This window comes from Streptomyces graminofaciens (genome assembly GCF_030294945.1).
GTDB classification, from domain to species: domain Bacteria; phylum Actinomycetota; class Actinomycetes; order Streptomycetales; family Streptomycetaceae; genus Streptomyces; species Streptomyces graminofaciens.
In genome coordinates, this window is record NZ_AP018448.1 from 10,887,401 (window position 1) to 10,911,248 (window position 23,848).

General features: G+C 67.7%; 22 protein-coding genes and 4 pseudogenes. 9 read left to right on the forward strand and 17 right to left on the reverse strand.

Annotation, left to right across the window (positions count from 1 at the left end; genetic code table 11):
• Positions 1-173: 173 nt before the first annotated feature.
• The gene (locus SGFS_RS48060; protein WP_286259015.1) at positions 174-770 is read right to left on the reverse strand and encodes a hypothetical protein; all 597 of its coding nucleotides are present in this window, start codon (positions 768-770) and stop codon (positions 174-176) included.
• Between the two features lie 1,042 nt (positions 771-1,812).
• The gene (locus tag SGFS_RS48065; RefSeq protein WP_286259016.1) at positions 1,813-2,724 is read right to left on the reverse strand and encodes a LuxR C-terminal-related transcriptional regulator; all 912 of its coding nucleotides are present in this window, start codon (positions 2,722-2,724) and stop codon (positions 1,813-1,815) included.
• A gap of 907 nt (positions 2,725-3,631) precedes the next feature.
• Between SGFS_RS48065 and SGFS_RS48070 the strand changes: the two genes are divergently transcribed.
• The gene (locus tag SGFS_RS48070) at positions 3,632-4,519 is read left to right on the forward strand and encodes an SDR family NAD(P)-dependent oxidoreductase (RefSeq protein WP_286259018.1); all 888 of its coding nucleotides are present in this window, start codon (positions 3,632-3,634) and stop codon (positions 4,517-4,519) included.
• Positions 4,520-4,659: 140 nt separating this feature from the next.
• Here the strand turns inward: SGFS_RS48070 and SGFS_RS48075 are convergent.
• The 4 genes and pseudogenes from SGFS_RS48075 to SGFS_RS48090 all read right to left on the reverse strand — a co-directional run.
• Positions 4,660-5,007 (reverse strand): annotated as a pseudogene (locus tag SGFS_RS48075) (enoyl-CoA hydratase/isomerase family protein); the annotation flags it as partial.
• A 167-nt stretch (positions 5,008-5,174) separates the two neighbouring features.
• Positions 5,175-5,585 carry a (R)-mandelonitrile lyase gene (locus tag SGFS_RS48080; RefSeq protein ID WP_286259019.1) on the reverse strand — a complete coding sequence of 137 codons (411 nt, stop codon included), beginning with the start codon at positions 5,583-5,585 and terminating at the stop codon, positions 5,175-5,177.
• 30 nt (positions 5,586-5,615) lie between these two features.
• Positions 5,616-6,455, reverse strand: coding sequence for an SDR family oxidoreductase (locus SGFS_RS48085; protein WP_286259020.1), 840 nt, complete (start codon positions 6,453-6,455; stop codon positions 5,616-5,618).
• Between the two features lie 29 nt (positions 6,456-6,484).
• Entirely contained in the window at positions 6,485-6,808 is a 324-nt protein-coding gene (locus SGFS_RS48090; protein ID WP_286259021.1) for a carboxymuconolactone decarboxylase family protein, read from the reverse strand.
• Positions 6,809-7,019: 211 nt separating this feature from the next.
• Between SGFS_RS48090 and SGFS_RS48095 the strand changes: the two genes are divergently transcribed.
• From SGFS_RS48095 to SGFS_RS48115, 6 genes and pseudogenes are all read left to right on the forward strand, one after another.
• Positions 7,020-7,913: a helix-turn-helix transcriptional regulator gene (locus SGFS_RS48095; protein WP_286259022.1), complete on the forward strand. Its 894-nt coding sequence runs from the start codon at positions 7,020-7,022 to the stop codon at positions 7,911-7,913.
• A 161-nt stretch (positions 7,914-8,074) separates the two neighbouring features.
• Complete coding sequence (locus tag SGFS_RS48100) at positions 8,075-8,521, forward strand: hypothetical protein (RefSeq protein WP_286259023.1); 447 nt, start codon at positions 8,075-8,077, stop codon at positions 8,519-8,521.
• A 466-nt stretch (positions 8,522-8,987) separates the two neighbouring features.
• Positions 8,988-9,224 (forward strand): annotated as a pseudogene (locus SGFS_RS51585) (SDR family NAD(P)-dependent oxidoreductase); the annotation flags it as partial.
• 37 nt (positions 9,225-9,261) lie between these two features.
• Positions 9,262-9,414: a hypothetical protein gene (locus tag SGFS_RS48105; RefSeq protein WP_286259024.1), complete on the forward strand. Its 153-nt coding sequence runs from the start codon at positions 9,262-9,264 to the stop codon at positions 9,412-9,414.
• Between the two features lie 141 nt (positions 9,415-9,555).
• Complete coding sequence (locus SGFS_RS48110) at positions 9,556-10,392, forward strand: hypothetical protein (protein ID WP_286259025.1); 837 nt, start codon at positions 9,556-9,558, stop codon at positions 10,390-10,392.
• A 10-nt stretch (positions 10,393-10,402) separates the two neighbouring features.
• Positions 10,403-10,798, forward strand: a complete 396-nt coding sequence (locus SGFS_RS48115; RefSeq protein ID WP_286259026.1) for a MerR family transcriptional regulator — start codon at positions 10,403-10,405, stop codon at positions 10,796-10,798.
• 191 nt (positions 10,799-10,989) lie between these two features.
• Here SGFS_RS48115 and SGFS_RS48120 read toward each other — a convergent pair whose 3' ends face one another.
• From SGFS_RS48120 to SGFS_RS48150, 7 genes and pseudogenes are all read right to left on the reverse strand, one after another.
• A complete protein-coding gene (locus SGFS_RS48120) occupies positions 10,990-11,925 on the reverse strand; it encodes an NADP-dependent oxidoreductase (RefSeq protein WP_286259027.1) in 936 nt (311 codons plus the stop codon).
• A gap of 14 nt (positions 11,926-11,939) precedes the next feature.
• Positions 11,940-12,689 carry a glycoside hydrolase family 1 protein gene (locus SGFS_RS48125; protein WP_286259028.1) on the reverse strand — a complete coding sequence of 250 codons (750 nt, stop codon included), beginning with the start codon at positions 12,687-12,689 and terminating at the stop codon, positions 11,940-11,942.
• Between the two features lie 306 nt (positions 12,690-12,995).
• Positions 12,996-13,225: pseudogene (locus SGFS_RS51940) on the reverse strand (IS630 family transposase); the annotation flags it as partial.
• Positions 13,195-13,728: an alpha-L-rhamnosidase N-terminal domain-containing protein gene (locus SGFS_RS48135; RefSeq protein ID WP_286259029.1), complete on the reverse strand. Its 534-nt coding sequence runs from the start codon at positions 13,726-13,728 to the stop codon at positions 13,195-13,197. The pseudogene SGFS_RS51940 and the gene SGFS_RS48135, both read right to left, overlap by 31 nt.
• Before the next feature lie 161 nt (positions 13,729-13,889).
• The gene (locus SGFS_RS48140) at positions 13,890-15,161 is read right to left on the reverse strand and encodes an extracellular solute-binding protein (RefSeq protein WP_286259031.1); all 1,272 of its coding nucleotides are present in this window, start codon (positions 15,159-15,161) and stop codon (positions 13,890-13,892) included.
• A 31-nt stretch (positions 15,162-15,192) separates the two neighbouring features.
• Positions 15,193-16,014, reverse strand: coding sequence for a carbohydrate ABC transporter permease (locus SGFS_RS48145; protein WP_286259033.1), 822 nt, complete (start codon positions 16,012-16,014; stop codon positions 15,193-15,195).
• Positions 16,011-16,958, reverse strand: coding sequence for a carbohydrate ABC transporter permease (locus tag SGFS_RS48150; protein WP_286259035.1), 948 nt, complete (start codon positions 16,956-16,958; stop codon positions 16,011-16,013). The genes SGFS_RS48145 and SGFS_RS48150 overlap by 4 nt, the downstream gene beginning before the upstream one ends.
• 324 nt (positions 16,959-17,282) lie before the next feature.
• Here SGFS_RS48150 and SGFS_RS48155 point away from each other — a divergent pair, with 324 nt between their 5' ends.
• On the forward strand, positions 17,283-18,320 hold the full coding sequence (locus SGFS_RS48155) for a LacI family DNA-binding transcriptional regulator (RefSeq protein ID WP_286259036.1): 1,038 nt from the start codon (positions 17,283-17,285) through the stop codon (positions 18,318-18,320).
• A gap of 112 nt (positions 18,321-18,432) precedes the next feature.
• Here SGFS_RS48155 and SGFS_RS48160 read toward each other — a convergent pair whose 3' ends face one another.
• Positions 18,433-18,591: a hypothetical protein gene (locus tag SGFS_RS48160; RefSeq protein ID WP_286260480.1), complete on the reverse strand. Its 159-nt coding sequence runs from the start codon at positions 18,589-18,591 to the stop codon at positions 18,433-18,435.
• A gap of 127 nt (positions 18,592-18,718) precedes the next feature.
• Positions 18,719-19,720 carry a TerC family protein gene (locus SGFS_RS48165; RefSeq protein WP_286259037.1) on the reverse strand — a complete coding sequence of 334 codons (1,002 nt, stop codon included), beginning with the start codon at positions 19,718-19,720 and terminating at the stop codon, positions 18,719-18,721.
• A gap of 91 nt (positions 19,721-19,811) precedes the next feature.
• Between SGFS_RS48165 and SGFS_RS48170 the strand changes: the two genes are divergently transcribed.
• A complete protein-coding gene (locus SGFS_RS48170) occupies positions 19,812-20,246 on the forward strand; it encodes a hypothetical protein (RefSeq protein ID WP_286259038.1) in 435 nt (144 codons plus the stop codon).
• Positions 20,247-20,396: 150 nt separating this feature from the next.
• Here SGFS_RS48170 and SGFS_RS48175 read toward each other — a convergent pair.
• Positions 20,397-21,114 (reverse strand): annotated as a pseudogene (locus SGFS_RS48175) (SDR family oxidoreductase).
• Positions 21,115-21,574: 460 nt separating this feature from the next.
• Positions 21,575-23,845, reverse strand: coding sequence for a glycoside hydrolase family 3 C-terminal domain-containing protein (locus SGFS_RS48180; protein ID WP_286259039.1), 2,271 nt, complete (start codon positions 23,843-23,845; stop codon positions 21,575-21,577).
• Between the last annotated feature and the right edge of the window lie 3 nt (positions 23,846-23,848).

Here is a 23,848-nt window from a genome sequence, read left to right on the forward strand (position 1 = left end):
CGCACCTTCGCAGCCCCGTCCATGCCGAGAGGGGTGCTGGAGCCCTGATCATCGCTGCCGTCAAAGGGAGGAAGAGCGATGGAGCGTTGCGTGGTCGTGCTGTCCGCCGACATCCAGGTACTCGACGTCCCCGCTCTGACGGGCCGTGCCGACAGGCGGCTCATGGGTCGTTCTCAGGTCTGTGCCTGCAGGTCGAGCTCGGGCAGCGGGCGGAGAAGCGGCAGCAACTTCTCGCGCGCCTCTGCGAGGGTGATGTAGTCCTCGGGATTGACTTCAATCAGCTGTGACTTGTCGACGTGCTCGTAGACGTGCTCACCGATCATCCGCCCGCTCTCGTCGTAGGGCCAGATCATGCTGAAGAACTGACGGAGGATGTACAGCTTGTCCGGGTCGGCGTCCCAGCTGGGCGGCACCAGGGTGCCGGGCATGAAGGCATTGAAGTAAGACTCCGAGGCGAAGCCCCAGTCCGAGACCATGAACCTCTCGTCCTCTACGACCATCACCGTTGCCTCTCGCTCCTCGAGCGAGGAGTAGAGGCCCAGGATGGCCTCCTCACCTTCCAGGGTCAGGCTCATGCCGTTGACGTTCACGTAGTAGACCGGGTGCTCGACGGTCATGTCGGGCGTGAAGATCTGTTCCTTGTTGCCCGTGATCTCGAAGATCGCGTGTCGCCGGTAGTTCTCTATGATCTTGCGGTGGAGCGGGTTGTCGAGGGTCTCGAGAAAGGCGTCGATCCCTCGGATCTGCATGGTTACGTCCAACTTGGCCATGGCATCTCCTTTTGGCTCAGGCCAGGTCACTGCCGATTCCCGGGGGCGCCCGTCCCTTTGGCGTAGCCCGTCTTACGCCGACAAGCGGTCGAAGCAGCGTTGGCGTTCGTCACGTTACGTGCATCACATCGTGCGGAGAACATCTCCGTTCGGAGAGGGTTGGGCACCCATGCGCGGTGCACCCTCCGTGTCGGACCGCACTGTCTGGCTTCGCTCCGCCGAGAGACGCTGGTCGTGCGGGTGGGGCGGGCAGCCGGGTCACTTGGCGAACCGGGCGAGGTGCGTCCGCGCGACATCGGAATCGAAGAGGTCCGCGGAGAGGCGGTCATCTCCGCGGCCTGTTCGTCGCAGCGCGCCGCAGCGAGTCGCGGTTGCGCAACGCCGGCAACTGGGGTCCCTTCCCTGGAAGGACATCCCGCGTCAGGGCCGCACAGGGGGCAGCGGCCATGACCGCTCGGAAGCCCGTACGCCGACACCGCCGAAGATCGAAGCCCTGCACCACGTCCGCGACACCTCTTCGCCCACGCCTCCCAGTTGCGGATGGGCAACGCGCCCCGCGCGTTGGCCGCCTGGCGCAACCTGGCCATCGGAGCCCTCCGCGCCGCCGGAGTGAAGAACATCGCGGCCGACCTCCGCCGCAACGCCCGCGACCCTCGACGCCCCTCGCACTCCTCGGCCTCGGGTGATCACGGAACGGACGTCACGCGACTACACCGAAGCTCTGCCCTCTGCCCGGAGCAGTACTGCTCGGACATAATCGGTGACCGCCACGGGCCGGGGCTTCCTGGTCAGCATCTCGATGTGGACGGCCGAGCAATTTGCCGGCCCTCACCCCAGCAGGGTAACGGCCGCACTGCAAGGACAACTGCCATGAAAAACCGAGGTGGAATCTGGCCGTGCGCGGGTTCTTCGGGCCGGTGCGTGTGACCGGGCCGGAACACCCCGACCCGCAGGGTGCGGCCCATCTTTGGTGATGACGGTGGCCGGCCCTCAGGACAGATCATCACGCAGCGATAACACCGGCCAAACCACCCTGGTCATATCAGTTGGGAACATCTTCGCTCGGAGGGGGCGCGAGCAGTCCAAGCGCGTACGCATGACTGACCGCCTCTGCGCGATTTCCCACCTCCAGCTTGTGCATCACGGATTGCCAATAAGTCTTGACGGTGTTTGCCGTGAGGCCGAGACGATGGCCGATTGCCGCATTGGTACCGCCGGCAGCGACACACACGAGAACCTGGTGCTCGCGCGGCGTCAGTCGTGGCTGGTTACTCGTACTGCCCGGCGCTCTCCTCTTCGCTGCCGGTTCGCTGACCTGGCCCGCCGCCTGGAATACGTCGACCTCTATGTCTCCGAGCAGTTGGCTGAGTTCACGGTTGTCGATCTTGTGCCGAATGGCGGCCAGCTTGGCACTGATGCTGAGAAGAAAGGGATCAATGCCGTCGGGAACAAAGCGTGTTGTGGGGGTTGAGTGTGCTGTGTGATTGGGCGTGGAACTCCACTCACGGAACGCACGAGAGACCGTCACGACTGCCTTTCGCGCCGTCACGGACAGTTGGTCGACAAACCGGTCGGCGAAAGTACCCGGGGTGCGGACGGCAAGGGTCAGCGCTCCGCGATTCCCGGATTCCAAAAGCAGCGGCACCGACACCATTCGTGAGATTCCCTCGGCCGCGACCTGCTGGTCGAAGTCGTGGGTTATGGCGGCCGACGTGAAGTAGTCGTCGACCCAGCATGCGCGTTCGCTCTGCGCAACGGTCCCCGTCAGTCCCCGACCGATGGGGACGGACAGGCCGTGCAGTGCTCCAGTCCGGTCTCCGTGGAGGTGTGTCAGCGTGAGCGTGTCCTGCTCAGACGGCAGCGCCAGCCATCCGACAGCATCAAGACCTGCGGCGTCGACCAACTCCGACAGGATCGACTGAATGAGCGGTGCCGGGGCGGGGACATGATGCATCACGCCCTCCTTGACTGTAGAGCCCAGTGCCAGTCTGTTTCGAGGCGGTTTGGATGTGCATATTGCGCGTGTAAGTGATGGGCGTCAAGGTCGCCGTTGACGGTGGCGGTCTGGGATGCAAGGCACCCCGACCTGCCCGGCCGACCTCCGCTGTCTGCACCCTCGGAGAACGGCCAACACTTTGCCGACCTCCGATCTTGGTGAACCTCACGTCCTCCGACAGCCAGGATCAGGGCTGCGTCTGCCCAGCTTGCAGGGCCATCTTTGATCATGTGTCGATTTCGCGATCCACCGGTCGCCACGGCTGGAGGCCGGTGGTTCGACATCTCACCGACATGTGATGCGGCATACGTTGCTTCGCAGTCGAGATGAAACCGACGGATCCAGTACCCGTGCCGCAACGCTGGAGGAACGTGCGTGGGCAGCTGCGGCATCAGCAAGAACATGCATGCGAGGAACCAACTGCTCGATCGGCTGGACGACGCCACTTGTGGACCTTCGTGTAATGCCCCAGCAGGAACGGCACGGAAGGGGCCAGGGGCATCGCGGAGCCGACTCCTTCGTCTCCATACGGACGGCAGAGGCCTCCGTGCCCTCCGCGGAGGCCAGGATTCTCCGGCTCGACAGCCGTAGATCATCAGGGTTGGTCAGCGCAGTCAAGGGTGAGCGAATGCCCAGCGCGGAGCGTCGCCGAAGGCGCCCTTGAGGGCAGAGCCCAGCCCGCACCCAGCAGGCGAGCGGCCCGTCACCAGCCGCAAGCAACTGGGGAAATACGCATGGCTGAAGGTGCCGACGATGGCGAATCGCATGAAGGCTCACACCGCTGCACCGACAGCTCGTCGAGAACCACCGCAGGCACCTGCTGCCCAAGGGATCCGGCCAGTACGACGCGATCTTCGAGCCGCACATGACCCTCCAGGTCCCGCAGTACCGGATTGAACATCTCGGCACGGCGTCCAGGGCGAAGCCCAGGCGTCGGCAATCCCGCCACGCCGCCGAGGCGTGGCGTGGCGACGCGACACACGAGGAGGACAGCGTGGACCTGCAGCTTGGCGGAAAGAAAGCTCTGGTTACAGGGGGGACGAAGGGGATCGGCGGGGCGGTCGTCGACCTTTTGGCCGCCGAGGGCGCCCGCGTGGCCTTCTGCGCACGCGACGCCGACGAGGTCAAGGCAAAAGAGGAGGCGTCCGGCGCAGTCGGCCGGGTCTTGGACGTGGCCGATGCCGAGGCGCTCGCCTCCTGGGTGCGGGAGGAGGGTGAGTCCGGCGGCATCGACATTGTGGTGACGAACGTCAGTGCGATGGCGCACGGTTCGGACGAGAAGAACTGGCGAGCCGCCTTCGATGTCGACCTCATGCACACCGTGCGGACGGTCGACGCCGCGACGCCCTATCTCCTGGCGAGCGCGCAGGCGTCCGAGGGAGGAGCTTCAGTTGTCGCGGTGTCGAGCACGGCCGGCCGGGAGATCCACTTCCCGGACGGTGCGTACGGGGTGATGAAGGCGGCGGTCCAGCACTACGTCGGTGGTGTGGCCCGGCACCTGGCCGCCCAGGGGGTCCGGGCCAACGTCGTGTCGCCCGGTACGATCTACGCCCCCGGAGGCATCTGGGCGGGCATTGAGGAGCACGACCCGGCCCTGTTCACAGCGGGGCTGGGGATGAACCCGCGGGGTCGGATGGGCCGGCCCGAAGAGGTGGCCTACGTAGTAGCGATGCTCGCGAGCCCGCTCGGCTCCTGGATCAGCGGCACGAACCTGCTCACGGACGGCGCGGCCTCACGCGGCGTGCAGTTCTGACGACGCACTGCTTCAGGATCCGGGCAGGGCCGACAACCTGCCTCGGGGTTCCTCGGGCGTGTTCGCCGACGCCGGGCCCGCCCACTGTCGCGGACACCGGACTAGACCCGGCACAGCGCTGCCCGCCGGCCAGGTGCTGGTCAGCCGAGCGGGTTGGTGGTGTCGCGCAGGGTCGCCAGGGCCTGGACGTACATGCGCGCTTTGATGGTGCCGAGCGTGTCGCCGGCCTTGTTCATCTGTGCCTGAGCGATCTTGATGGCGGTGGAGTGCACGGCGTCCTCGCCGGCCACCTGGTCGACGATGCCGGCGGCCGCGGCGTCGGAGCCGCCGTAGCGGCGGGCGGTGAGCATGGCCTCGTGGGCGGTCTGCGGCGTCAGCCGGGACTGGATGAGGGCGGCCATGCCGGGGGTGAAGGGGATGTTGATGTCCGCTTCGGGCAGGCACCAGTAGCCGCGGTCAGCGCGCATCACGCGGAAGTCGTGGGCAATGGGCGCGCAGCGGCGCGCCGCTGGCGGGGCGCAGTAGCCGCAGCCACCACGTGACGTTCGGGCCGGGGCCTGGCCGAAGACGTGGTGGCCGGGACGCTCAGGCGTCCCGGCCACCAGGGGCGCAGTCTTCGCCCGGTAGCGTCGGCGGCGCTGCGGAGCGGTGGGGTTCAGGCGTTGGCGACCAGAGCCTTGGCGTACTGCTCATCGGTGACCGGCTCCAGCCAGGTGGTGCCGTCGCTGTTTCCGTCGCCGACGACGATGGCGAGGTGGGCCATGAGGTTCGTGTCGGTGGCGCCGTGCCAGTGCTCTTCGCCTGCCGGGCACTTGAGGGTCTCACCGGCGGTGATGCGGGCCACCTGGCCGTCGCGGGTGCCGACCAGGCCGACGCCTTCGGTGACGTAGAGAGTCTGGCCGTTGGCGTGGGAGTGCCAGTTGGTGCGGGCTCCGGGGGTGAAGCGCACCAGGCCGACGGCCAGGCGTGCGGGCTCGGCGGGCGCCTCGATGAGGTTGAGGTAGACATCGCCGGTGAAGCGCTCGGCCGGGGCCTTCATCGTGGGGGTGTCGGTGACGTGTTCCATGCGTGTTCCTCTGGAGTCGTGGGCGGGTGGTCAGGCGTCGTCGTGGGCCAGGCCGGAGCCCAGTGCGCGGGAGGCGTCGACCTGTGCGAGGAGTTCCCTGGCCTTGGCCCCGACGGCCTGCAGGCAGTCGTCGCCGGCGACGAACCGCTGCGGGGGCGCTTGCAGGTCGGCGACCTTGAGCAGGGCGTCGGCGAGCTTGGCGGGGTCGCCGCTCTGTGTGCCGTTCATGGATGCCCAGACCTTCTTGGTCTCGGCGGTGCGCTCGGCGTAGTCGTCGATGGAGCCCTCGGCGTAGGTGGTGGAGGCGTCCACGAGGAGTTCGGTGCGGAAGAAGCCCGGCTCGACGATGGTGGTGTGGATGTTGAACGGTGCCACGTCGTGGTGCAGGGATTCCATGAAGCCCTCGACACCGAACTTGGCGGCCGAGTAGGCGACGCAGAAGTCGACGCCGACCGCCCCGGCGAGGGAGGAGAGGGTGAGGACATGCCCGGAGCGCTGGGCCCGCATGACGGGCAGCACGGCGCGGGTGACGTTCATCGGGCCGAACAGGTTCGTCTCGATCTGGGCGCGGATCTGCGTGTCGGAGAGCTCCTCGAAGAACCCGGCGTAGAAGTTGGCGGCGTTGTAGATAAGGACGTCGATCCGGCCGAAGCGGTCGACGGCAGCCTGGGCGGCCGTGGTGGCGGCGTCCGGGTCGATGATGTCCAGGGCGAGGGTCAGAAGGCTCGCCTGCTCGCCGCCGAGGGCGTCAAGGACACGCTCGGGGCGGCGGCCGGTGGCCACGACCCGGTGCCCGGCGGCCAGGGCCTGGCGGGCGATTTCGGTGCCGAGTCCGCGCCCGGCGCCGGTGATGAAGAAGACCCTGCTCATGAGGCGGATCGCTCCGTACGTGGTGGGGGTCAGGCAGCGTTGCGGTCGGCGGCGATCTTCTTGAGCTGGGTGATCGCGGTCATGGCGTTGGGCCAGCCCGCGTAGAACGCCAGGTGGGTGATCGCCTCGGACAGCTCCTCCACCGTGAGCCCGTTGTCCAGGGCCACACCGAGGTGGTAGCCGAGCTGCTCGCTGCGGTAGAGGGCGGACAGTACGCTCACCGTGACCAGGCTGCGGTCACGCGGAGAGAGACCGGGACGCTCCCAGACGTCGCCGAACAAAACGTTGTTGGTGACCGCGACGAGCTTGGGCGCGATCTCGGCGAGCTCCGGGGGCGCGGATTGCTTTGGCATACGAACATCTCCTTGATCAAAACGGACAGGCCGGTACCTGAGGTGCGGGCGACCCTCTGCCGACGCCACGGCCTGCTTCCCGGCCTGTTCCGGGAGCGGCAACCACTGACGACATCCAAGGAATCGCAGATCAAAGAGGTGGGGAAGGGACTGTTGTTACAGGTACTGACAGGCCCCCCACATCTGCGCTGTCCGGCTTAGCGTGGAAGGCATGAGCACCGAGAGCGACATCCGCGAGTTCCTGGCCTCCCGTCGGGCCAAGATCACCCCTCAGCGGGCCGGGCTGCCCGCCTACGGCAGCAACCGCCGAGTGAAGGGCCTGCGCCGCGAGGAAGTCGCCATGCTCGCCGGCGTCAGCGTCGACTACTACGTCCGTCTGGAGCGCGGTCACATCGCCGGCGCATCGGAAGAAGTCCTCGACGCCGTCGCGCACGCCCTCCAGCTTGACGAGGCCGAACGCGCCCACCTCTACGATCTGGCCCGATCCGCCGCCAAACGCCCCGTCCGCCGCAAGCGCGCCCGCGGCCCGCTCCCCGACAGCGTTTTGCGCGTGCTGCACTCCATGACCGACTCCCCGGCCTTCATCCGCAACGGCCGCCTCGACATCCTCGCCACCAACCCCCTCGGCCGCGCCCTGTACTCACCCCTGTTCCCCGACCTGGCCACCGGACAGGTGAACATCGCCCGCTTCCAGTTCCTCGACCCGGCCGGCCGCGACTTCTTCCCCGACTGGGAGCAGTCTCTGAACACCACCGTGTCCCTGCTGCGCACCGAGGCCGGGCGAGCCCCGCACGACAGCGAGCTGACCCAGCTGATCGGCGAGCTCGTCACCCGCAGCGAGGAGTTCCGCACCGCCTGGGCCAAGCACAACGTGCGCCTGCACCACACCGGACGCAAGCTCTTCCGCCACCCCGCCGTCGGCGTGATCACCCTCGATTTCGACGCCATGGAACTGCCCGCCCAGCCCGGTCTCACGCTCACCGCCTACAGCGCCGTTCCTGGCACCCCCGACTACGAAGCCCTGCAACTTCTTGCTGCTTGGGCTGCCACCGAGAACGCCTCCCCTACCAGCAGCTCCGCTCCCACCGACCAGCAGAAGCGGTGAACTCTGCACCGCGGCCCGGAAACACCTGACTGTTCTCACAAACGACCTTGCCCCGGAGCAAGATCAAGAATGGTCGGCGGAAGCGGCCCGGACTGCGGATGCAGGTTTCGTTCGCTCGTTGGTTGTGGACGCGTTCCGGCGCCAGGCGGCCAGGCGGCCAGGTGGGCGGTGTTCTCCCGGATCCGCAGCAGCGCCGCACGGAGCGTCTGCCGCGCCGCCAGCCGGATCTGACCGAACTCCTCCGGGGAGTAGGCCAGTTCGCGGACCGAAGTCCAGGCGAACCGCGGGCCATCGCCTCCCGCACCGGCCGCGCCGGCCGGGCATCCAGCTGCAGCAGCGCGGACACGGTGGAGTATTTGGTGTACCCGGTCGAGGGCGGCGGCAGGCTCAGTCGCCACGCCTGCCAGTGCCCGGCCGTCAGCCGGTCCACGTCCAAGGGCACCTCGTCCTGCTCGCTGACGAACTCCGCGAACGGGCGCGTGACGTACCAGCTCGCCTCGCTGGACTCGACGCTGTCCCAGCCGCCGCCCGGGGCGCACTTCGCGGCGAACAGTGCGGCGAGCGACCGCTGGAACGCCTCGGGGACGGGGAACGTGCCGAAGTCGTAGCTGCGCTGCCTCCCCTGCGCATCCCGATGCCTCACCACCAGGCCGTCCTCCTGGAGGACCGCCGGCCGCTGATGTGGTCCCTGCTGCCTGTGAGCGTTCATGCAATTGGTTCAGGCCGCGATTCCGTGAATCCCCAGGTCGGCGTACGACTGCGGGAACGTTTCTCGTGTGGATTGCCCTGGTATGGGGGCTGCTGCGGTCGAGGACGTGCTGTTTCCCGGGATCGATGTGCGTGTCACGGCGGTGCACGCCACAGAGGAGAGAGACGCTGTGGAGGCGTCGTCGTGTGGGCAGCCGCCGGCCTGTCCGGACTGCGGCTGGCCGGGACGTCGCGTGCACTCCCGGTATGTGCGCCGCGTGGTCGAACGCCCCTTGATGGGGCGGGCGTTGGTGATCCGGCTCAGCCGCCGGTCGCCCTCCGCCCACCCACACGACGGCGCGGGGGCCACCGTGAGGCAGCACGGAGATGAACACCGCCTACTACGGTCCGTTGCGCATGATCCGGGCCTTCGCTCCGATCCTGAAGGCGGGTGGCGGCGGGGCGATCGTCAACGTCCTGTCGGCGGCGTCCTGGTTCCCTTCCGAGCGCTGGGGCGCCTACCACGCGACCAAGGCTGCTGCCTGGAGCCTGACCAACAGTGTCCGCCTCGAACTCTCCGGCCAGAACACACTGGTGGCCGGCGTATATATGGGGCCGACCGACACCGACCAGGCCCGGGGGACTGTCGTTCCCGTTCGAATTGAACGACCCCGCCGACGTCGTCAGGGCCGCACTCGACGGGGTCGAGGCGAACCAGTCCGAAGTCATAGCCGACCCGCTCTCCGCACAGGTCAAAGCACAGCTCGCCCTCGACCCCGCCACGATCTACACCCCGAGCTCGACCACTACCTGACCACCGGTTGGCGCACCGCGGGGCGCGTCGCCACCAACCAGCGCCCTCCTGCCCGCAGAGCGAGAGAAGGCATGCCATGGACGCCCCCACTACCTCGTCCAAGCCCCTGAAGCGCTGATCGTCATCCCGTCGGCTGCTCTCGTGCCGCTCACCGAACCGGCAGGCCACCCCGGCGTCTCGACCGGGTTCTACCTGGTCGAGATGGCGCAGATCTCAAGGAAATTCGGCGACGAGTACGACTTCACCTTCGCTGCCCTCGGCGGGCATGTCCCGCAGCTCGAGATCAACGGCCTGAGCCTGACGATGCACGCCGGGGCCAAGTACGGTTCCGCACGGGTCTCGGCCACCGCGGCACAGGCGTTCCGGTTCGATGTCGGCGTGTTCTATACCAGACGGCCCGAACTCGTCGCCCGCCGGGACAGCGAACTCGCCCTCGCTCGCCGCTACCTGGGCCGCCTGCCCGTCTCCGAGGCGCTGCCCAACAGCGACAAGGAAGTCGTGCTGCTGCGTGACGAACTGATCAAGTCGATGCAGGACCTGCCGGAGCACACCTACCCGTCCGTCGAGCAGCTCGTGCACAGGCACCGCGACTCCGAGGACAAGGTTGTCTGGGAGGAAGGCGTCCGATTGCTCACCAGTAACTGGCCCCCACGCCAGCGACGAGCATGCCGCACCCCTGCGCATCCTCCTGCCGCGCGACTGATCTCCCTGATGCCAACGCTGGCGGAAGCACTTCGCGGGTGGCGTTGGCGAGGTGGTGGGGAGGACCAATCGGCGGTGGGAGAGCGGTTGCCGATCGTCCGGAACCCACTTCCCCATCCCTGGCATACGTCAGGTCACCCTTTTGACCCGCCTGACCACCAGGGACTCAGCACGCTGTCCACCGGAGGAGACAGGAGGTTCGTGATTTCGCCATCAGCTACGCTAAAACCTCTCACCAACGTCAGATGTAACTCTGACATGACGCGAAACCGGTAAAGGAGCGGCAATGCGGATCGGAGAGGTGGCCGAACAGGCGGGGGTGAGCGTTCGGGCGCTGCGCTACTACGAAGAGCAGGGTCTGCTCGGCTCCACGCGTACCAGCGGCGGGCAGCGGCAGTACCCGGACGGCGCGGTCGAGCGGGTCAGGATGATCCAGCAGCTGTACGCCGCCGGTCTGTCGAGCAAGCTCGTTCGCGAGGTCCTGCCGCGGTGTATGAACGAGGGCCCCGTGACCTACGGGTTCGTCGAGAGCATCATCGCTGAACGGGCCCGCATCGACCGCCAGATCAACGACCTGACGGAAGTGCGTGCCCGCCTCGACGAGATCATCGCGGTGGCGACGGACCCCAACCACCCCCACCACTGCCACCCCGTACGTGCAGGTCTCCCCGATACCGCCTGATGCGGCCTGCTGTACATCGCGCACAAGCCATGTGCGGCAGGCCGCCTCGGCGACCCACCTCGCCTCGGGCTGTAGCCGCCGACGTCTCGTCCGCTACGTGCACGGTCGCCGTTTACGGCGCGACCGGCGGATCGGCGATCAGTCGCCGCTCCGGCCTTTTCGCGTCACAGCCGTACGAAAGGGCCTCGCGCTCACTCCATGGTGAGGACGACACGTCCCTGGAACCCGCCCCTGGTCATGTGCGCGTAGGCCTTTGAGGCGTCCTGCAGCGGATAGGTCTCGGCCACGCGCAGCGCCAGGTCTCCGGCCGCGGCCAGATCGGAAAGTGTCGAAAGCATCGCTCCGTCCGGGCCGACTTGCGTCAGCAGAACCCGGATGTCCCGCTCGGTCTGAGGCAGGGCGTCAATCCGTGTGGTCACGAACCTGCCGCCGTCCGCCACCGCCCCGATGACGGCCTGCCCCAGCATGGCCGTGTCCAGAACGGCGTCGACCCCTTCTGGGCGCACCTTGCGGACGGCCTCGACCAGCGGTTGCGACGCCGGCAGATACACGTCGGCCCCCGCTACCTGGGTCGCGAATTCGCCGTCGGGCGAGAGGTCATTCGCAATGACCACAGCTCCCCGGCGCTTGGCCAGCTGCACCGCGTAGCCGCCGACGGCCCCCTCCGCACCGGTGATGAGCACGGTCTGTCCCGCCTGGATACCGAGCAGTTCGACGGACTGGGCCGCGGTCAGGCCGTTGAGGGGGATGGTGGCGGCGTGGGCCGGGTCGACACCCGCGGGCGCCGCGGCGACAGCCTGGGAAGGAACCACGATGTACTCGGCCTGCCCCCGGTTCAATCCCAGGGGCACGCCGTGGCTGAACGCGATGACCGCCTGTCCGGGCGTCCAGTGGATACCCGGGCCGACGGCGTCGACAACACCGGCGACCTCCCAGCCGAGGCCATAGGCGGCCCCCTCCGGCGGAGCCGGGAAGTAGCCCCCGCTCCAGGCCGCCGCATCAGTCGGGTTGAGCGTGGCCGCCTGGACCTTGATGCGAATCTCACTCAGGCCCGGGACAGGCTTGTCGACATCGGCGACCTCGACGACGTCCGGACTGCCGAGCGAACGGTAAACGACTGCGCGCATGAGTCTTCCTTCGGTTAGCCGCACCTGCTCGCGGCAGGCGCAGGAGATCTTTGATCCAGGGAAGCGATGTCCGCGGTGATCTGCGGAGCATCAACACCCACCACGCTAAAACCTGACGCTAACGTCAGATGCAAGTCGGGTGGGTCTACCGTCCCGATCTGCCGGCCGCAGTCAGTGGGCTTGCGCCATGGCGACCGGCGGCCGGGCGCGAACATGCCCATGCCGTAGCCGACCCAGATGGCGATGGGCTCGTTGAGAGTTACCCAGTGGGGCACCCGCTCGCCGAACTCCTCGAACGCCAAGGCGGCGTAGTCACGGAACCATTTCGCCACGTCGCGGTTGCCCCAGCCGCCGCGGTCCTCGAGTGCCTGGGGCAGGTCCCAGTGGTAGAGCGTGACGTTGGGGGAGATCCCGGCCGCGTCCTGTTCGTCGAGGAGGCGGTGGTAGAAGTCGATGCCGGCGCGGTTCACGGCACCGGTTCCCTCGGGGAGCAGCCGGGACCAGCTCAGCGAGAGACGGTAGGAATCGACTCCGAGGTCGCGCATCAGGGCGACGTCCTCGCGGAACCGGTGGTAGTGGTCGACGGCGACGTCGCCGGGGATGTCCAGGTGCACCTTGCCCGGGGTGTGCCCGAAGGTGTCCCAGATCGACGGGCCTTTCCCGTCCTCGTCCCAGGCTCCCTCGATCTGGAACGCGCTGGTGGCCGTGCCGAACACGAAGTCCCCGGGGAACACGATCCGGCCGTCGCCATGTGGGCTGTTCATCGCTGTGGCCTCATGGCATGGATTCGTTTCGGCTTCATCACGACGCCGCGGCGGGCTGTGGGCGAGCGCCTTGTACGACACAGCCCCTGCTTCCGGGGACATGCGCCCCGGCAGCCGGCCAAGGCCTTCGGGCGTAGGAATGCTGGGAGTCTCATCGCGCCTGAGGAGTGGCTGCCTGGACTCCATCCGCACTCCGTCGCCAGCGCATCCTGCACCCACAGTGCTCGCGTTCATGTCGATGGGCGGTCGTCGCAGTGGCCGTACGCGTTGTCTGCGTCGGTCTCGACGGTCGGAACCGGCATGGTGCTACCGAGTTCTTCGGGTTGTTGTCGGCCGCTGGGCGAGAGTGAATCCGGTGCCGGCAAGGCAGCCATCGATCAGATCACGGCGGAGATGAACGTGGCGCAGGCCGCGGTGAAGGGTGCGCTCAAGGTGGTTGTCGTCGGTGAAGGCGACATTGGCGAGTGGGCCGCGCCGTAACAGGTACCAGACGCCTTCCCTGGATTCAAGTCAAGTGCGTATGAGGGCAGTTGCAGCCGGTTGGGGTAGCTGGTCCAGCCTGGTTCAGCAGTTGGTCGGAGACGGGCCGGCCGTTGATCGTGGTGCGGTGGACGCCGAGTGAGGTGACGTACAGGCGCGCGGATGCAGGCTCCGCCGGGAGGTTGAACTCCCGGCGGAGCAGCGGCACGGGGCCGGGGGAGGTTCGGCCCCGGTCATTGGGCAGGTGGACGGGGCGAGCCGTCCGATGCGCGTCGTCGAGCAGGGAGGCTTCCACTCGGGCGGGTTCACTCCACTCCGTCCAGCCGAGGTCGGTGTGGACCGGACCCGCCGGTTCATCGCGGCAGGTGCCTCCGGAGGAGTCGCAGCGTAGATCGGTGCAGCGCGGTGCGGTGTGCGACCACTCCCCAGGAGTGGTCCGTGCCCTCGACGATCTCGACGTGCGCGTTGCCGCCCGGCCCGAGCCCCCCGGCCCGCTCGCCGCAAGGGTGCGAAGTCCCGCCCTCCGTGCAGTGGATGCTCGGCTCCCCGATGATGGCATCGGCCTTCGTGCGTAACGGCCGCAAGGACGTCGTCACCGGCAACGCGCTGGGCCGGGCCCGGCACGTGTCGTTGTTTCGACAGCGGCACCGCCGGTCGGCACGGCCACGGTGGCGACCACCTGTCTACGACTCGACACTTCGCTGGGGACACAGGCAATGGTCAGCTTCCGGCCTTGTAGTGGGTGTCCATCTCGTCGAGGAGTTTCCCGGGGGTGGACTGGCCGCTGAAGATCTCCTGGATGCCGCTGACCAGGGTCTGTCCGACCTTGGCGCTGGGCCACAGCTGGTCCATGAACGGCACGGTCCGGTCCGCCTCGACGAATTTCGTCACCTCGGCCAGGGACGGGTCCGCCGCGAAGCCCGTGTCGGGCAGGGTGGGCAGACTGCCCTGCTTCTTGACGAACGTGTTCATGCCCTCGGGCGACATCACGAAGTTCACGAACTTCAGGGCGAGTTCCTTGTTCTTCGCCTTCGCGTTGATCGCGTAGCCGGCGCCCGCCCCGGCCGGCATGAGGGTCTCGGACGGGTTGTCGGTGGCGGGTAGTGCCTTCAGGGTGAAGGTGGCCTTCGGGTTCTTCTGCTTGAGCAGGGTGACTACCCAGTTGCCCTGCACGATGCCGAGGGTCTTGCCGGTGGCGGCGAGTTGCTGGCTGGCTTCGTAGCTGGTGCCCAGCGGCTTCTTCTGGAAGCAGCCGGTCTTCTCCATCGTCAGGTATTTGTCGAGGGCGGTGGTCCACGGCGACTTGGCGAAGGTGGCCTGGCCTGCCTGCATCTTCTTGTCGAAGTCGCGGTCTTGGCCGTACACGGTCGTGGCGACCAGTGCGTACTGGACGAGCTGGTCGACCCAGCCGTCCTGAATGCCCAGCGCGAAGGCGGGGGTGCCCTTGGCCTTCGCCGCCCGGCAGAAGGCCAGCAGATCGGTCCAGGTGTCCGGCGGGGTGAGGCCGGCCTTCTCCATCGCCTGGGTGTTGTATATGGCGCCGATGCCGTTGAGCCCGAAGAGCGCGGTGTAGGTCTTGTTCTCGTACTCGGTCATGTCCCTGACCGCGTCGGGCAGTTTCGCGACCCAGGGCTGGTCCGAGAGGTCGAGCAGATAGCCGGGTTTGGCCAGGACCTGAGTGGCCGCAGCGTTCCCGTTGCCGGGCCAGACCGACATCACGTCCGGTGCCGTGCCCGAGCTCAGCTGGGTTCGGATCTGCTGCTGGTACTGATCGGTGCCGGTGACGGTGTAGCGGACCTTGACGCCCGGGTTGGCCTTCTCGAACGCCTTGACGACGGCATCGATGGAGCCCTGGTCCTGCGACGCGAGCGTGAGGGTCTTGGATCCGCCCGAGCCTCCGCCTGAACCAGCGCTGGTGCCGCCGCTGCAGGCGGCAAGGAGGGCGGCGGCCGTCATCGTGGCGATCAGGGCCACAGGTGTGCGTGTGTTCATGATGTCTCCCTTGAGAAGAAGGCGAGGGTCGTCATCCCTTCAGCCCTCCCGCGAAGCCGCTGATGATGCTGCGCTGCAGCAGGAAGTAGACGACCAGGACGGGCAGGATGCTGATCACCAGTGCGGCGAAGATGAGATTCCAGTCGGTGACGTACTGACCGACGAAACCGGCGATCGCGACCGGCAAGGTCTGCTGGGCGCTGCCGCTGAGGTACAGCAGTGGGGTGAAGAAGTCGTTCCACACGGCGACGGCGTTGAGCACCAGGGCGGTGGCCGTGACGGGTTTGAGCATCGGCAGCACCACGTATCGGAAGCCCTGCAGTGGGGTGCATCCGTCGATCAGGGCGGCGTCCTCGAAGTCGCGGGGCAGCGCGCGCAGGAAGCCGACGTAGAGGAAGACGGTGAACGGCACCTGCAGGCCGGAGTAGAAGAGAACCAGTGCCCACGGGGCGCCGAGCAGGCCGAGGTCGCGCATGGTCTGGTACAGGGGCAGCGAGGCGAGTTGGAAGGGCAGCGCCAGGCCCAGGAGGACGAGCAGGTACGTTCCCCTCGCCCAGTGGGCCGTCACGCGGGCCAGCGGGTAGGCCGCGAGCGACGATACGGCCAGCACGATGACGACGCTGCACATCGTCACCAGAACGCTGTTTGCCAGCGCCCCGCCCAGCGCGCCCTGCTGCCAGGCCTGGGCGAAGTTGTCGAGGGTGGGTGAGGTGGTCGGGCTGATGGGAGAGGAGGTGTCGGCCGTCGGTCGCACAGCGAGGTTGACCAGGACGTACACAGGGAAGGCGACGAACAGAGCGCCGGCGATCATCGCCAGTTCGAGGGCGAGGGTGCGGCGGCGGTAGCGGTTCACGAAGTGGCCCTCTCGTTGCGGGACAGCATGAGGTACTGGCCGGTGGAGACGACCGCCACGATGATCGTCAGCACTACTGCGAGGGCGATGCTGTAGCCGAACTCGCCCAGAGTGAAGGCGTCTTTGTAGATCAGAGTGGAGAGGGTGTCGGTCGCGTGCCCCGGTCCGCCGCCGGTCAGCGCGTAGACCTGGTCGAAGAGTTTGATGCCGCCGATGATCGACAGCATGAGATTGATGGTGAAGGCCGGTGCCAGCAACGGGCGGGTCACCGACCAGAAGCGCCGTACGGGGCCGGCTCCGTCGATGGCCGCGGCCTCGTGGATCTCCCTGGGCACGGACTGGAGTCCGGCCAGGAAGATGACCATGGAGTAGCCGGCGAACTGCCACACGATCACTCCGACGATCGCCCAGAGCGCGAGATCGGGATCCCCGAGCCAGTCCTGCTCCCAGCCGTTCAGTCCGATCGCGCCCAGCATGCTGTTGACCGCGCCGTCGGGTCCGAGCAGGTTGCGCCAAAGGTAGGCGGTCACGATCGGGGTGATCACGGCCGGGGCGAACAGGAACACCCGCAGCATGTTGCGGGACTTGATGGCCGAGTTGACGCCCAGGGCCAGGACCAGCCCCACCGCGTTCTGAATCACGGTGATCGCGACGGCGATCAGCAGCGTGTGCCAGAGGGCCTGCGTCGCGTCGGCATCGCGCAGCATGTCGGAGAAGTTGTCCAGGCCGACGAAGGAGAAGTGGGGATCGAGGCCGTCCCAGTCGGTGAAGGCGTAGTAGACACCGCGGGCGCTCGGCACCAGGACCACGAAGGCGAACAGCAGCAGCGCAGGCAGTGCGAACCACCATGGTGGGGTGGTACGCGCCTGCCGGATGCGCGGCACACGCTTCGCGTCCAGGGGCCGGTCGTGGCCCTTAAGTTGCTCGTGCGGAGCGAGGGTCACCGGCGAACCAACTTTCTTGAAACGTTTCAACGCTTGCTGATCAGTTCCTTCGGCCGCCGTTGCGTGGAAGGCGCCGGTCGGCCTCTTCGTCTGGGGGTGGGGTGATCCGCTGCCGGGTCGAGCCGACCTGTGAGGGTGGGTGGGTAACGTTTCCCAAAGGGTGTAGCCGGACCCTAGAGAGCGCCCCGCGTGCCGTCAAGATGCCGCGCAAGTTGCGTTTGTGTCACAACGAAGGGCTACGAGGCGCCCTCTGAGCTGCGGGATCCTCTCGCGCCCGGCGGCCCTACACTCGGCCGCAACGTTTCCCGGAGAGGCAAGGAGCGAATGGGGCTGCCAGTACCACCCCGCAGGGTCACCATCATCGACGTCGCCCGTCACGCCCAGGTGTCCACCACTGCCGTGTCGAAGGTGCTGCGCAACGCCTACGGGGCCAGCCCGGAGATGCGTGCCAAGGTGCGCCGGTCGATAGACGAGCTCGGCTACCGGCCGCACGCGGGTGCCAGAGGCCTGCGCGGGCAGACCTACACCATCGGCGTGATGCTGCCCGACATCCGCAACCCGTTCTTCCCCGAGATCCTCGACGGCATCACCGCCTCCCTGGAGGACACCGAGTACCAGGTGTTCCTGGGACCGGGCTGCAACGGCGAACAGGCTGAAGCCCGCGTCACCGAGGCGATGATCGACCGCGGCATGGACGGCATCATCCTGGTCGCACCCGTGTCGTCGCGCGCCCATCTGGAGAGGGTGGCCGCCTCGGTGCCGACGGTCGTCGTCGGCCGGCAAGGGGCCTCGCCTGCGTACGACACCGTGGCCGACGAGGACTACGAGGGCGCGGCCCTGGTCGTCGGCCACCTCGCCCGACTCGGGCACCGCCGGATCGCCCACATCGAGCATCACGAGACCGACCCGACGCGCCTCGCGGAGATGCCCAACGCCCGGCGCGCCGACGGATACCGGCAGGCGATGCGGGCGCACGGGCTGGCGGAGTGGATCGACGTGGTCTCCGCCACCTACACCCAGGAAGGCGGCTACCAGGGTGCCAAAGAGCTGCTGGCCCGTCCTCGTAGGTCCACGGCTGTCTTCGCCGGGGCAGACATCGTCGCCATGGGCGTGCTCGAGGCGTTCACCGAGGCCGGGCTGTCCGTTCCCGGCGACATCTCGGTGGCCGGCTACGACAACACCACCTTCGCCGCCCTCGGCCAGATCTCGCTGACAAGCGTCGACCAGGCCGGGCACGAGATGGGTGGCAACGCCGTCCGCCTCCTACTGGAACGGATCACCGATCGTCGCCGGCCGTCGGTTCAGGTCACGCTTTCCCCCACTCTCGTGCCACGCCGGACCACTGGCAGGCCAGGGGAATAGGCGTCGTTCGCGCGGCCCCGGCCCCGGCCGCGCGCCGACCACCGGTAGTGGGCCTCGCGCAAGAGCATCCCGTGAACCGTGGGCGCCGTCACCTGCGGGCCTGCGTACGTCGTCAACGGCACAGGCTGCGGTCCTTGAGGACGAGACGGCGCGTGGGGCCGCCGCTGCGGCCTGCCAGTCGCTGTTCCGTCTCGTGGCCCAGCTCCCGCATCTCGTCGATGCGCTCGGTCTCGAAGTCGATGATCTGCACGAACTTCATGGGTGCGTCCACAGGTGCCTCCACCCCCGGCCGCGGTGTCCCAGGCCGGGGGTGGAGGCACACAACGAAGTACCGGGAGCGGAGCTCGGCAATTCGCCGGGCATCACCCCCGGTGTCGGTGTTCCTACGTACGACGTGGTCAGACGTCGATATTGTCCTTCGGAGCGCCTTCGCTCTTCTCCTGCGCCGCCTCGGGCGCCGCCTGCTTCTTGGATGCCCTCAGGCTGGTGATCGTGGTGATGATCAGGACCGAGCAGATCACGCCGAGCGAGACCGAAATGCTGATCTCGGGGACGTGGACGCCGGACTCGTGCAGCGCGTGCAGCACCAGCTTGACGCCGATGAAGCCCAGGATGATCGACAGGCCGTAGCTCAGGTGGACCAGCTTCTTCAGCAGGCCACCGATGAGGAAGTACAGCTGCCGCAGACCCATCAGGGCGAAGGCGTTGGCCGTGAACACTATGTACGGGTCCTGCGTCAGGCCGAAGATCGCAGGGATGGAGTCGAGCGCGAAGAGCACGTCGGTGGTACCGATGGCCAGCATCACGACCAGCATCGGGGTCATGACCCGCTTGCCGTTCTCCTGGATCCACAGCTTGGTGCCGTGGTAGCGGTCGGCGACACCGAACCTGCGCTCGGCTGCCTTGAGCAGCTTGTTCTCCTCGAACTCCTCGTCCTCGTCGCCGGCCCGGGCCTCCTGGATGAGCTTCCAGGCGGTCCAGATCAGGAAGGCGCCGAAGATGTAGAACACCCAGGCGAAGCTGGCGAGGACGGCGGCACCCGCGGCGATGAAGATGGCCCGCAGCACCAGGGCTATGAGGACACCGACCATCAGCACGCGCTGCTGGTACTGGGACGGCACCGCGAACTTCGCCATGATCAGGACGAAGACGAAGAGGTTGTCGACACTGAGGGACTTCTCGGTGATGAAGCCGGCGAAGAACTCGCCGCCGGCCTGTCCGCCACCGAAGATCAGCAGGCCGAACCCGAAGAGGCCTGCCAGGGTGATCCAGACGACCGTCCAGATTCCGGCTTCCTTGATCGAGACGTCATGCGGCTTGCGGCCGATGAAGAAATCAACCGCGATCAGGGCGGCAAGGCCCACGATGGTCAGTACCCATAGGGTCGTTGAAACTTCCACTGCGCCTCCGGCAGTCGTAACGGCAAATGTCAGCGTCGTCGCGCGCGCCGGAGTCGAAGGCGCCCAGGTCGAAGGAGTCCTCGGGGTCTCGGTGCCTGTGCGCGAGCTGCTCGACGGACGGGAAGGTGTGCTCCGGCAGGTCCTGCATCGACTTGATCAGCTCGTCACGCAGCACCACGACCTCCTTGGCGCTGTTCGGCAGCACATCGGACACGGGCAGGCGGCCCAGGTAGGGGCAAGAGAGGGCGAGTTCACTGTCCCGGCGGGCGACGAGTTCCGGCCGCTCGGCACGGAAGGTGTCGACAGCGAAGCGGAACGCCTATGCCGTGGTGGCCGAGACCATTGCGGCGCCGGACCTGGCACTGGCGTGCATCGGCAGGCCCAGACCGTTGATCTCGAGCTGTGGAACGAGCCCGCCGGGGGTGGGGAAGGTGAACTCGTGGGCGTGGCCGAATTACTTGAGGATCTGCGCCGTATCTACCAGGTAGAACCCGGTGGACGCCGGGGTGGCCTGCCGGTTCGGTGAGCGGCAGAACAGCGGCCGACGGGATGACGATCAGCGCTTTGGGCTTGGACGAGGTCATGAAGGTGCCCGTGACATGCCTTCTCTCGTTCTGTGGGCAGGGGGCCGGCGCCGGTTGGTGGCGTCGCACCCCGGGGGTGCGCCAGTTGGTGGTCAGGCCGTGGCCGTGCTCGGGGTGTAGATCGTGGCGGGGTCGAGGGCGAGGTTCGCTTTGAGCTGAGCGGAGATCGCGTCGGCCAGGACTTCGGACTGCCCTGCCTCAACTCCGTCGAGCACGGCCCTGATGACGTCGGCGGGGTCGTTCAGCTCGAACGGGAACGACAGCCCCCGTGCCATGTCGGTGTCGGTCGGCCCCAGATACACACCGGTGACCAAGGTGCTCTGTCCGGAGAGTTCGAGGCGGACACTGTTGGTCAGGCTCCAGGCAGCGGCTTTGGCCGCGTGGTAGGCGCCCCAGTGCTCGGAAGGGAACCAAGAGGCCGCCGACAGGACGTTGACGATCGCCCCGCCGCCACCGCCTTCAGGATCGGAGCGAAGGCCCGGATCATGCGCAACGGGCCGTAAAAGGCGGTGCTCATCTCCAGTTCGATCTGGTCCGGATCCCCGTTGACCAGATCGTTCATGGTGTTGATGCCGGCGTTGTTCACCAGCAGCGTCACGTCCGTGGCGGCTGCCGCCGCAGCCGCCACGGAGGCCGGGTCGGTGTGATGTCGAGCCCGAGCACCTCCGCTCCCGGCAGGTTGACGCTCTCGGGGTTGCGTGCGGTGGCGTACACCTTGGCAGCCCCCCGCTCCAGCAGTTGTGTGACGAAGTGATGGCCGAGGCCGCGGTTCGCACCAGTGACGAGGGCGACGGAATTGGCGATCTGCATGTGGGGGAAAGTCCTTCGCGTAGGAGTACGTCGTCAGGGGTGCCCGCGAGATCCCTGACATCGCCTACGTTAAAACCTCACGCTAGCGTCAGGTGCAAGTCCTTTCGGGGTGAGACTCCGCAAGGAGACAGACGTCGCTGTCTCACAGTGGCCTCCGCGCGGATGGGCGGGCGACCCACGACACCGGACCGGAGCCGGACCGGGTGGCCTCAGAGCCGGCCGGTGATCCCCAGGTGGCGGAACTGGACGATGTCGGAGATGAGCACGTCCGTCGCGGCGTAAAACGTCAGCAGGGCTCGGATGAGGTCCGTGCGGCCCAACTGGCAGGTGGCAGGTGGCAGGTGGCAGGTGGCAGGTGACGTTGGCGGCCGTGCGGCGAGGAGTGCAAGCGGCCCGCTGCGTGTCAGGGCGCAGCGGGCCGCGGTACGGGGGGACCGGCCGAGCATGCGGCCGCGCGCGATCAGTCGTCGATAGGCTCCGGCGACACCGTGCTCGTCTCCATGAGCTCTTCCAGCAGCTCATCCGGCAGTTGTCTGGGCAGGAAACCCACGAACTGGCGCATCGCCATGGAGGACAGCAGGCGCAGTGCGTCGGCATTGCCCTCCGCCGCTGCGGCGGCCTCCTCCTCGGTCAGCCCGGAAAGCATCGCGGAGGTCAGCGCGGGGCCGACCCAGGGGTGGCCGAACCAGTCACGAACGGGGGATTCGAGGGTGAGCGGCCGCACGAGCCTGTCCCCGGCCAGGTCGAGGACGGCGGTGGCGACGACGTCGTGCGCGTTGTCGGCCAGATGCACCTGGTACCCGCCGGGCGCTACGGTCCAGTCGTCACGGCTGATGTCCCAGTAGGCGAAGGCGCGGCGGTCCAGGGCGATCTCGACGGTGGTGCTCTCGCCAGGGGCGAGCGCGACCTTGGTGAAGCCGCGCAGTTCCCGGGCCGGGCTGCCGACCGTCCGCCGAGGCGGGGTCACGTAGATCTGTACCACGTGCTTGCCGTGGCGGTCGCCGGTGTTGGTGACCGTGACGCTGACCGTGGCGGCGTCCGGGCCGCCGACGGTGACCTGGAAGCCGGTCTGCGCGAAAGTGGTGTAGCTCAGGCCGTGGCCGAACGGGTGGCGGACGGCGACATCGGCGGTCTCGTAGTACCGGTAGCCGACCATCACGCCTTCGCCGTAGCGGACGTGCCCCTGTTCACCGGGGAAGTTGAGGTGGCACGGGGTGTCCTGGAGCCGGAGCGGGATGGTCTCGGCCAGTCGGCCGGAGGGGTTGATCCGGCCGGTGAGCACGTCGGCGATGGCGCCGCCGCCGGCCTGGCCGGGCAGCCAGGCCTCGACCACCGCGTCCACCTCGTCGTGCCAGTCCTCCAGGGACACCACTCCGCCGTTGAGGATCACCACGGCGGTCCGCGGAGCGGCGCGTGCCACGGCGCGGATCAACTCGATCTGCTCCGGCGGCAGGAGCAGGTTCTCTCTGTCGAAGCCCTCGGACTCGTCGGCCTCGCGCAGCCCGACGACGAGCACGGCCGTGTCGGCCCCGGCGGCCAGCGCGACGGCTTCTTCACGCAGTAGTGCCGCTTCCGAGCGGCCCGTGGTGTCGTACCCCTGGGCGAAGTCGACCTGGGCGTCGGGCAGCAGAGCCCGCAGCTCGTCCACCGGGCTGTCGACCTGTGTGGCGTTGACATGGGAGCTTCCGCCCCCCTGATAGCGCAGGGCAGCGGCGAACTCGCCGATGACCGCGACCCGGCCGGTCGGAGCCAGCGGCAGCGTCCGGTTCTCGTTCTTCAGCAGCACCAGGCAGTCGGCGGCGGCCTCGCGGGCCAGCCGGTGGTGCATCCCGAAGTCAACCGCGGGCGGACGGGCCTCGGCATGGACCCGCCCGGCCACATCGCGGAGCCGTGCGACGGCGGTGTCGACGACGGCCTCTTCCAGAACTCCGGACCGCACCGCGGCGGCGACCTCCGCATCGGTGCCGCGACCGTTGCCGGGCATCTCCAGGTCGGTGCCGGCCAGCAGCGCGGCGACACGGTCCCCTACCGCCCCCCAGTCGGAGACGACAAGTCCGTCGAAGCCCCACTCCTCCCGTAGTACCTGGGTGAGCAGCCAGTGGCTCTCGGAGGCGTAGGTGCCGTTGATCTTGTTGTAGGAGCACATGACGGTCGCCGGGCGTGCCTGGGCCACGATCCGTTCGAATGCCGGGAAGTAGATCTCCCGCAGGGTGCGCTCGTCGACGTCGGCGCTGACCTGCATCCGGTCGGTCTCCTGGTTGTTGGCCGCGAAGTGCTTGACCGAGGCGCCGACGCCCTGGTTCTGCACACCCACGACGTGCGCCGTGCCCAGTACGCCGCTGAGGAGCGGGTCTTCGGAGAAGTACTCGAAGTTGCGGCCGCACAATGGTGAGCGCTTGATGTTGACGCCCGGGCCGAGCAGTACGTTCACACCCAGCGCCCGGGCCTCGCGGCCGAGCGCCTCACCCACCCGGCCGACCAGTTCGGGGTCCCAGCTGGAGGCCAGCGCCACCGCGGGTGGGAAGCAGGTAGCGGGCTCACTGTCGTACAGGCCGAGGTTGCCGGCGTCCTTGCGCTGGCGGCGGACACCGTGCGGGCCGTCGCTCAGGACGAGCGAAGGGATCCCCGCCCGGGGGGAGGGCTTGGTGGACCAGAAGTCCTGACCCGAGAGCAGAGTGGTCTTCTCGTCGAGACTCGGCTCGGCGGCGCTGCGGTCGTGGCTGATGGCCATGGT

Coding starts and splice junctions, on each gene's coding strand:
- SGFS_RS48060 (WP_286259015.1), bottom strand. CDS start 770: ATGGCCAAGTTGGACGTAACCATGCAGATCCGAGGGATCGACGCCTTT.
- SGFS_RS48065 (WP_286259016.1), bottom strand. CDS start 2,724: ATGCATCATGTCCCCGCCCCGGCACCGCTCATTCAGTCGATCCTGTCG.
- SGFS_RS48070 (WP_286259018.1), top strand. CDS start 3,632: ATGACCCTCCAGGTCCCGCAGTACCGGATTGAACATCTCGGCACGGCG.
- SGFS_RS48080 (WP_286259019.1), bottom strand. CDS start 5,585: ATGGAACACGTCACCGACACCCCCACGATGAAGGCCCCGGCCGAGCGC.
- SGFS_RS48085 (WP_286259020.1), bottom strand. CDS start 6,455: ATGAGCAGGGTCTTCTTCATCACCGGCGCCGGGCGCGGACTCGGCACC.
- SGFS_RS48090 (WP_286259021.1), bottom strand. CDS start 6,808: ATGCCAAAGCAATCCGCGCCCCCGGAGCTCGCCGAGATCGCGCCCAAG.
- SGFS_RS48095 (WP_286259022.1), top strand. CDS start 7,020: ATGAGCACCGAGAGCGACATCCGCGAGTTCCTGGCCTCCCGTCGGGCC.
- SGFS_RS48115 (WP_286259026.1), top strand. CDS start 10,403: ATGCGGATCGGAGAGGTGGCCGAACAGGCGGGGGTGAGCGTTCGGGCG.
- SGFS_RS48120 (WP_286259027.1), bottom strand. CDS start 11,925: ATGCGCGCAGTCGTTTACCGTTCGCTCGGCAGTCCGGACGTCGTCGAG.
- SGFS_RS48125 (WP_286259028.1), bottom strand. CDS start 12,689: ATGAACAGCCCACATGGCGACGGCCGGATCGTGTTCCCCGGGGACTTC.
- SGFS_RS48135 (WP_286259029.1), bottom strand. CDS start 13,728: ATGCCATCATCGGGGAGCCGAGCATCCACTGCACGGAGGGCGGGACTT.
- SGFS_RS48140 (WP_286259031.1), bottom strand. CDS start 15,161: ATGAACACACGCACACCTGTGGCCCTGATCGCCACGATGACGGCCGCC.
- SGFS_RS48155 (WP_286259036.1), top strand. CDS start 17,283: ATGGGGCTGCCAGTACCACCCCGCAGGGTCACCATCATCGACGTCGCC.
- SGFS_RS48180 (WP_286259039.1), bottom strand. CDS start 23,845: ATGGCCATCAGCCACGACCGCAGCGCCGCCGAGCCGAGTCTCGACGAG.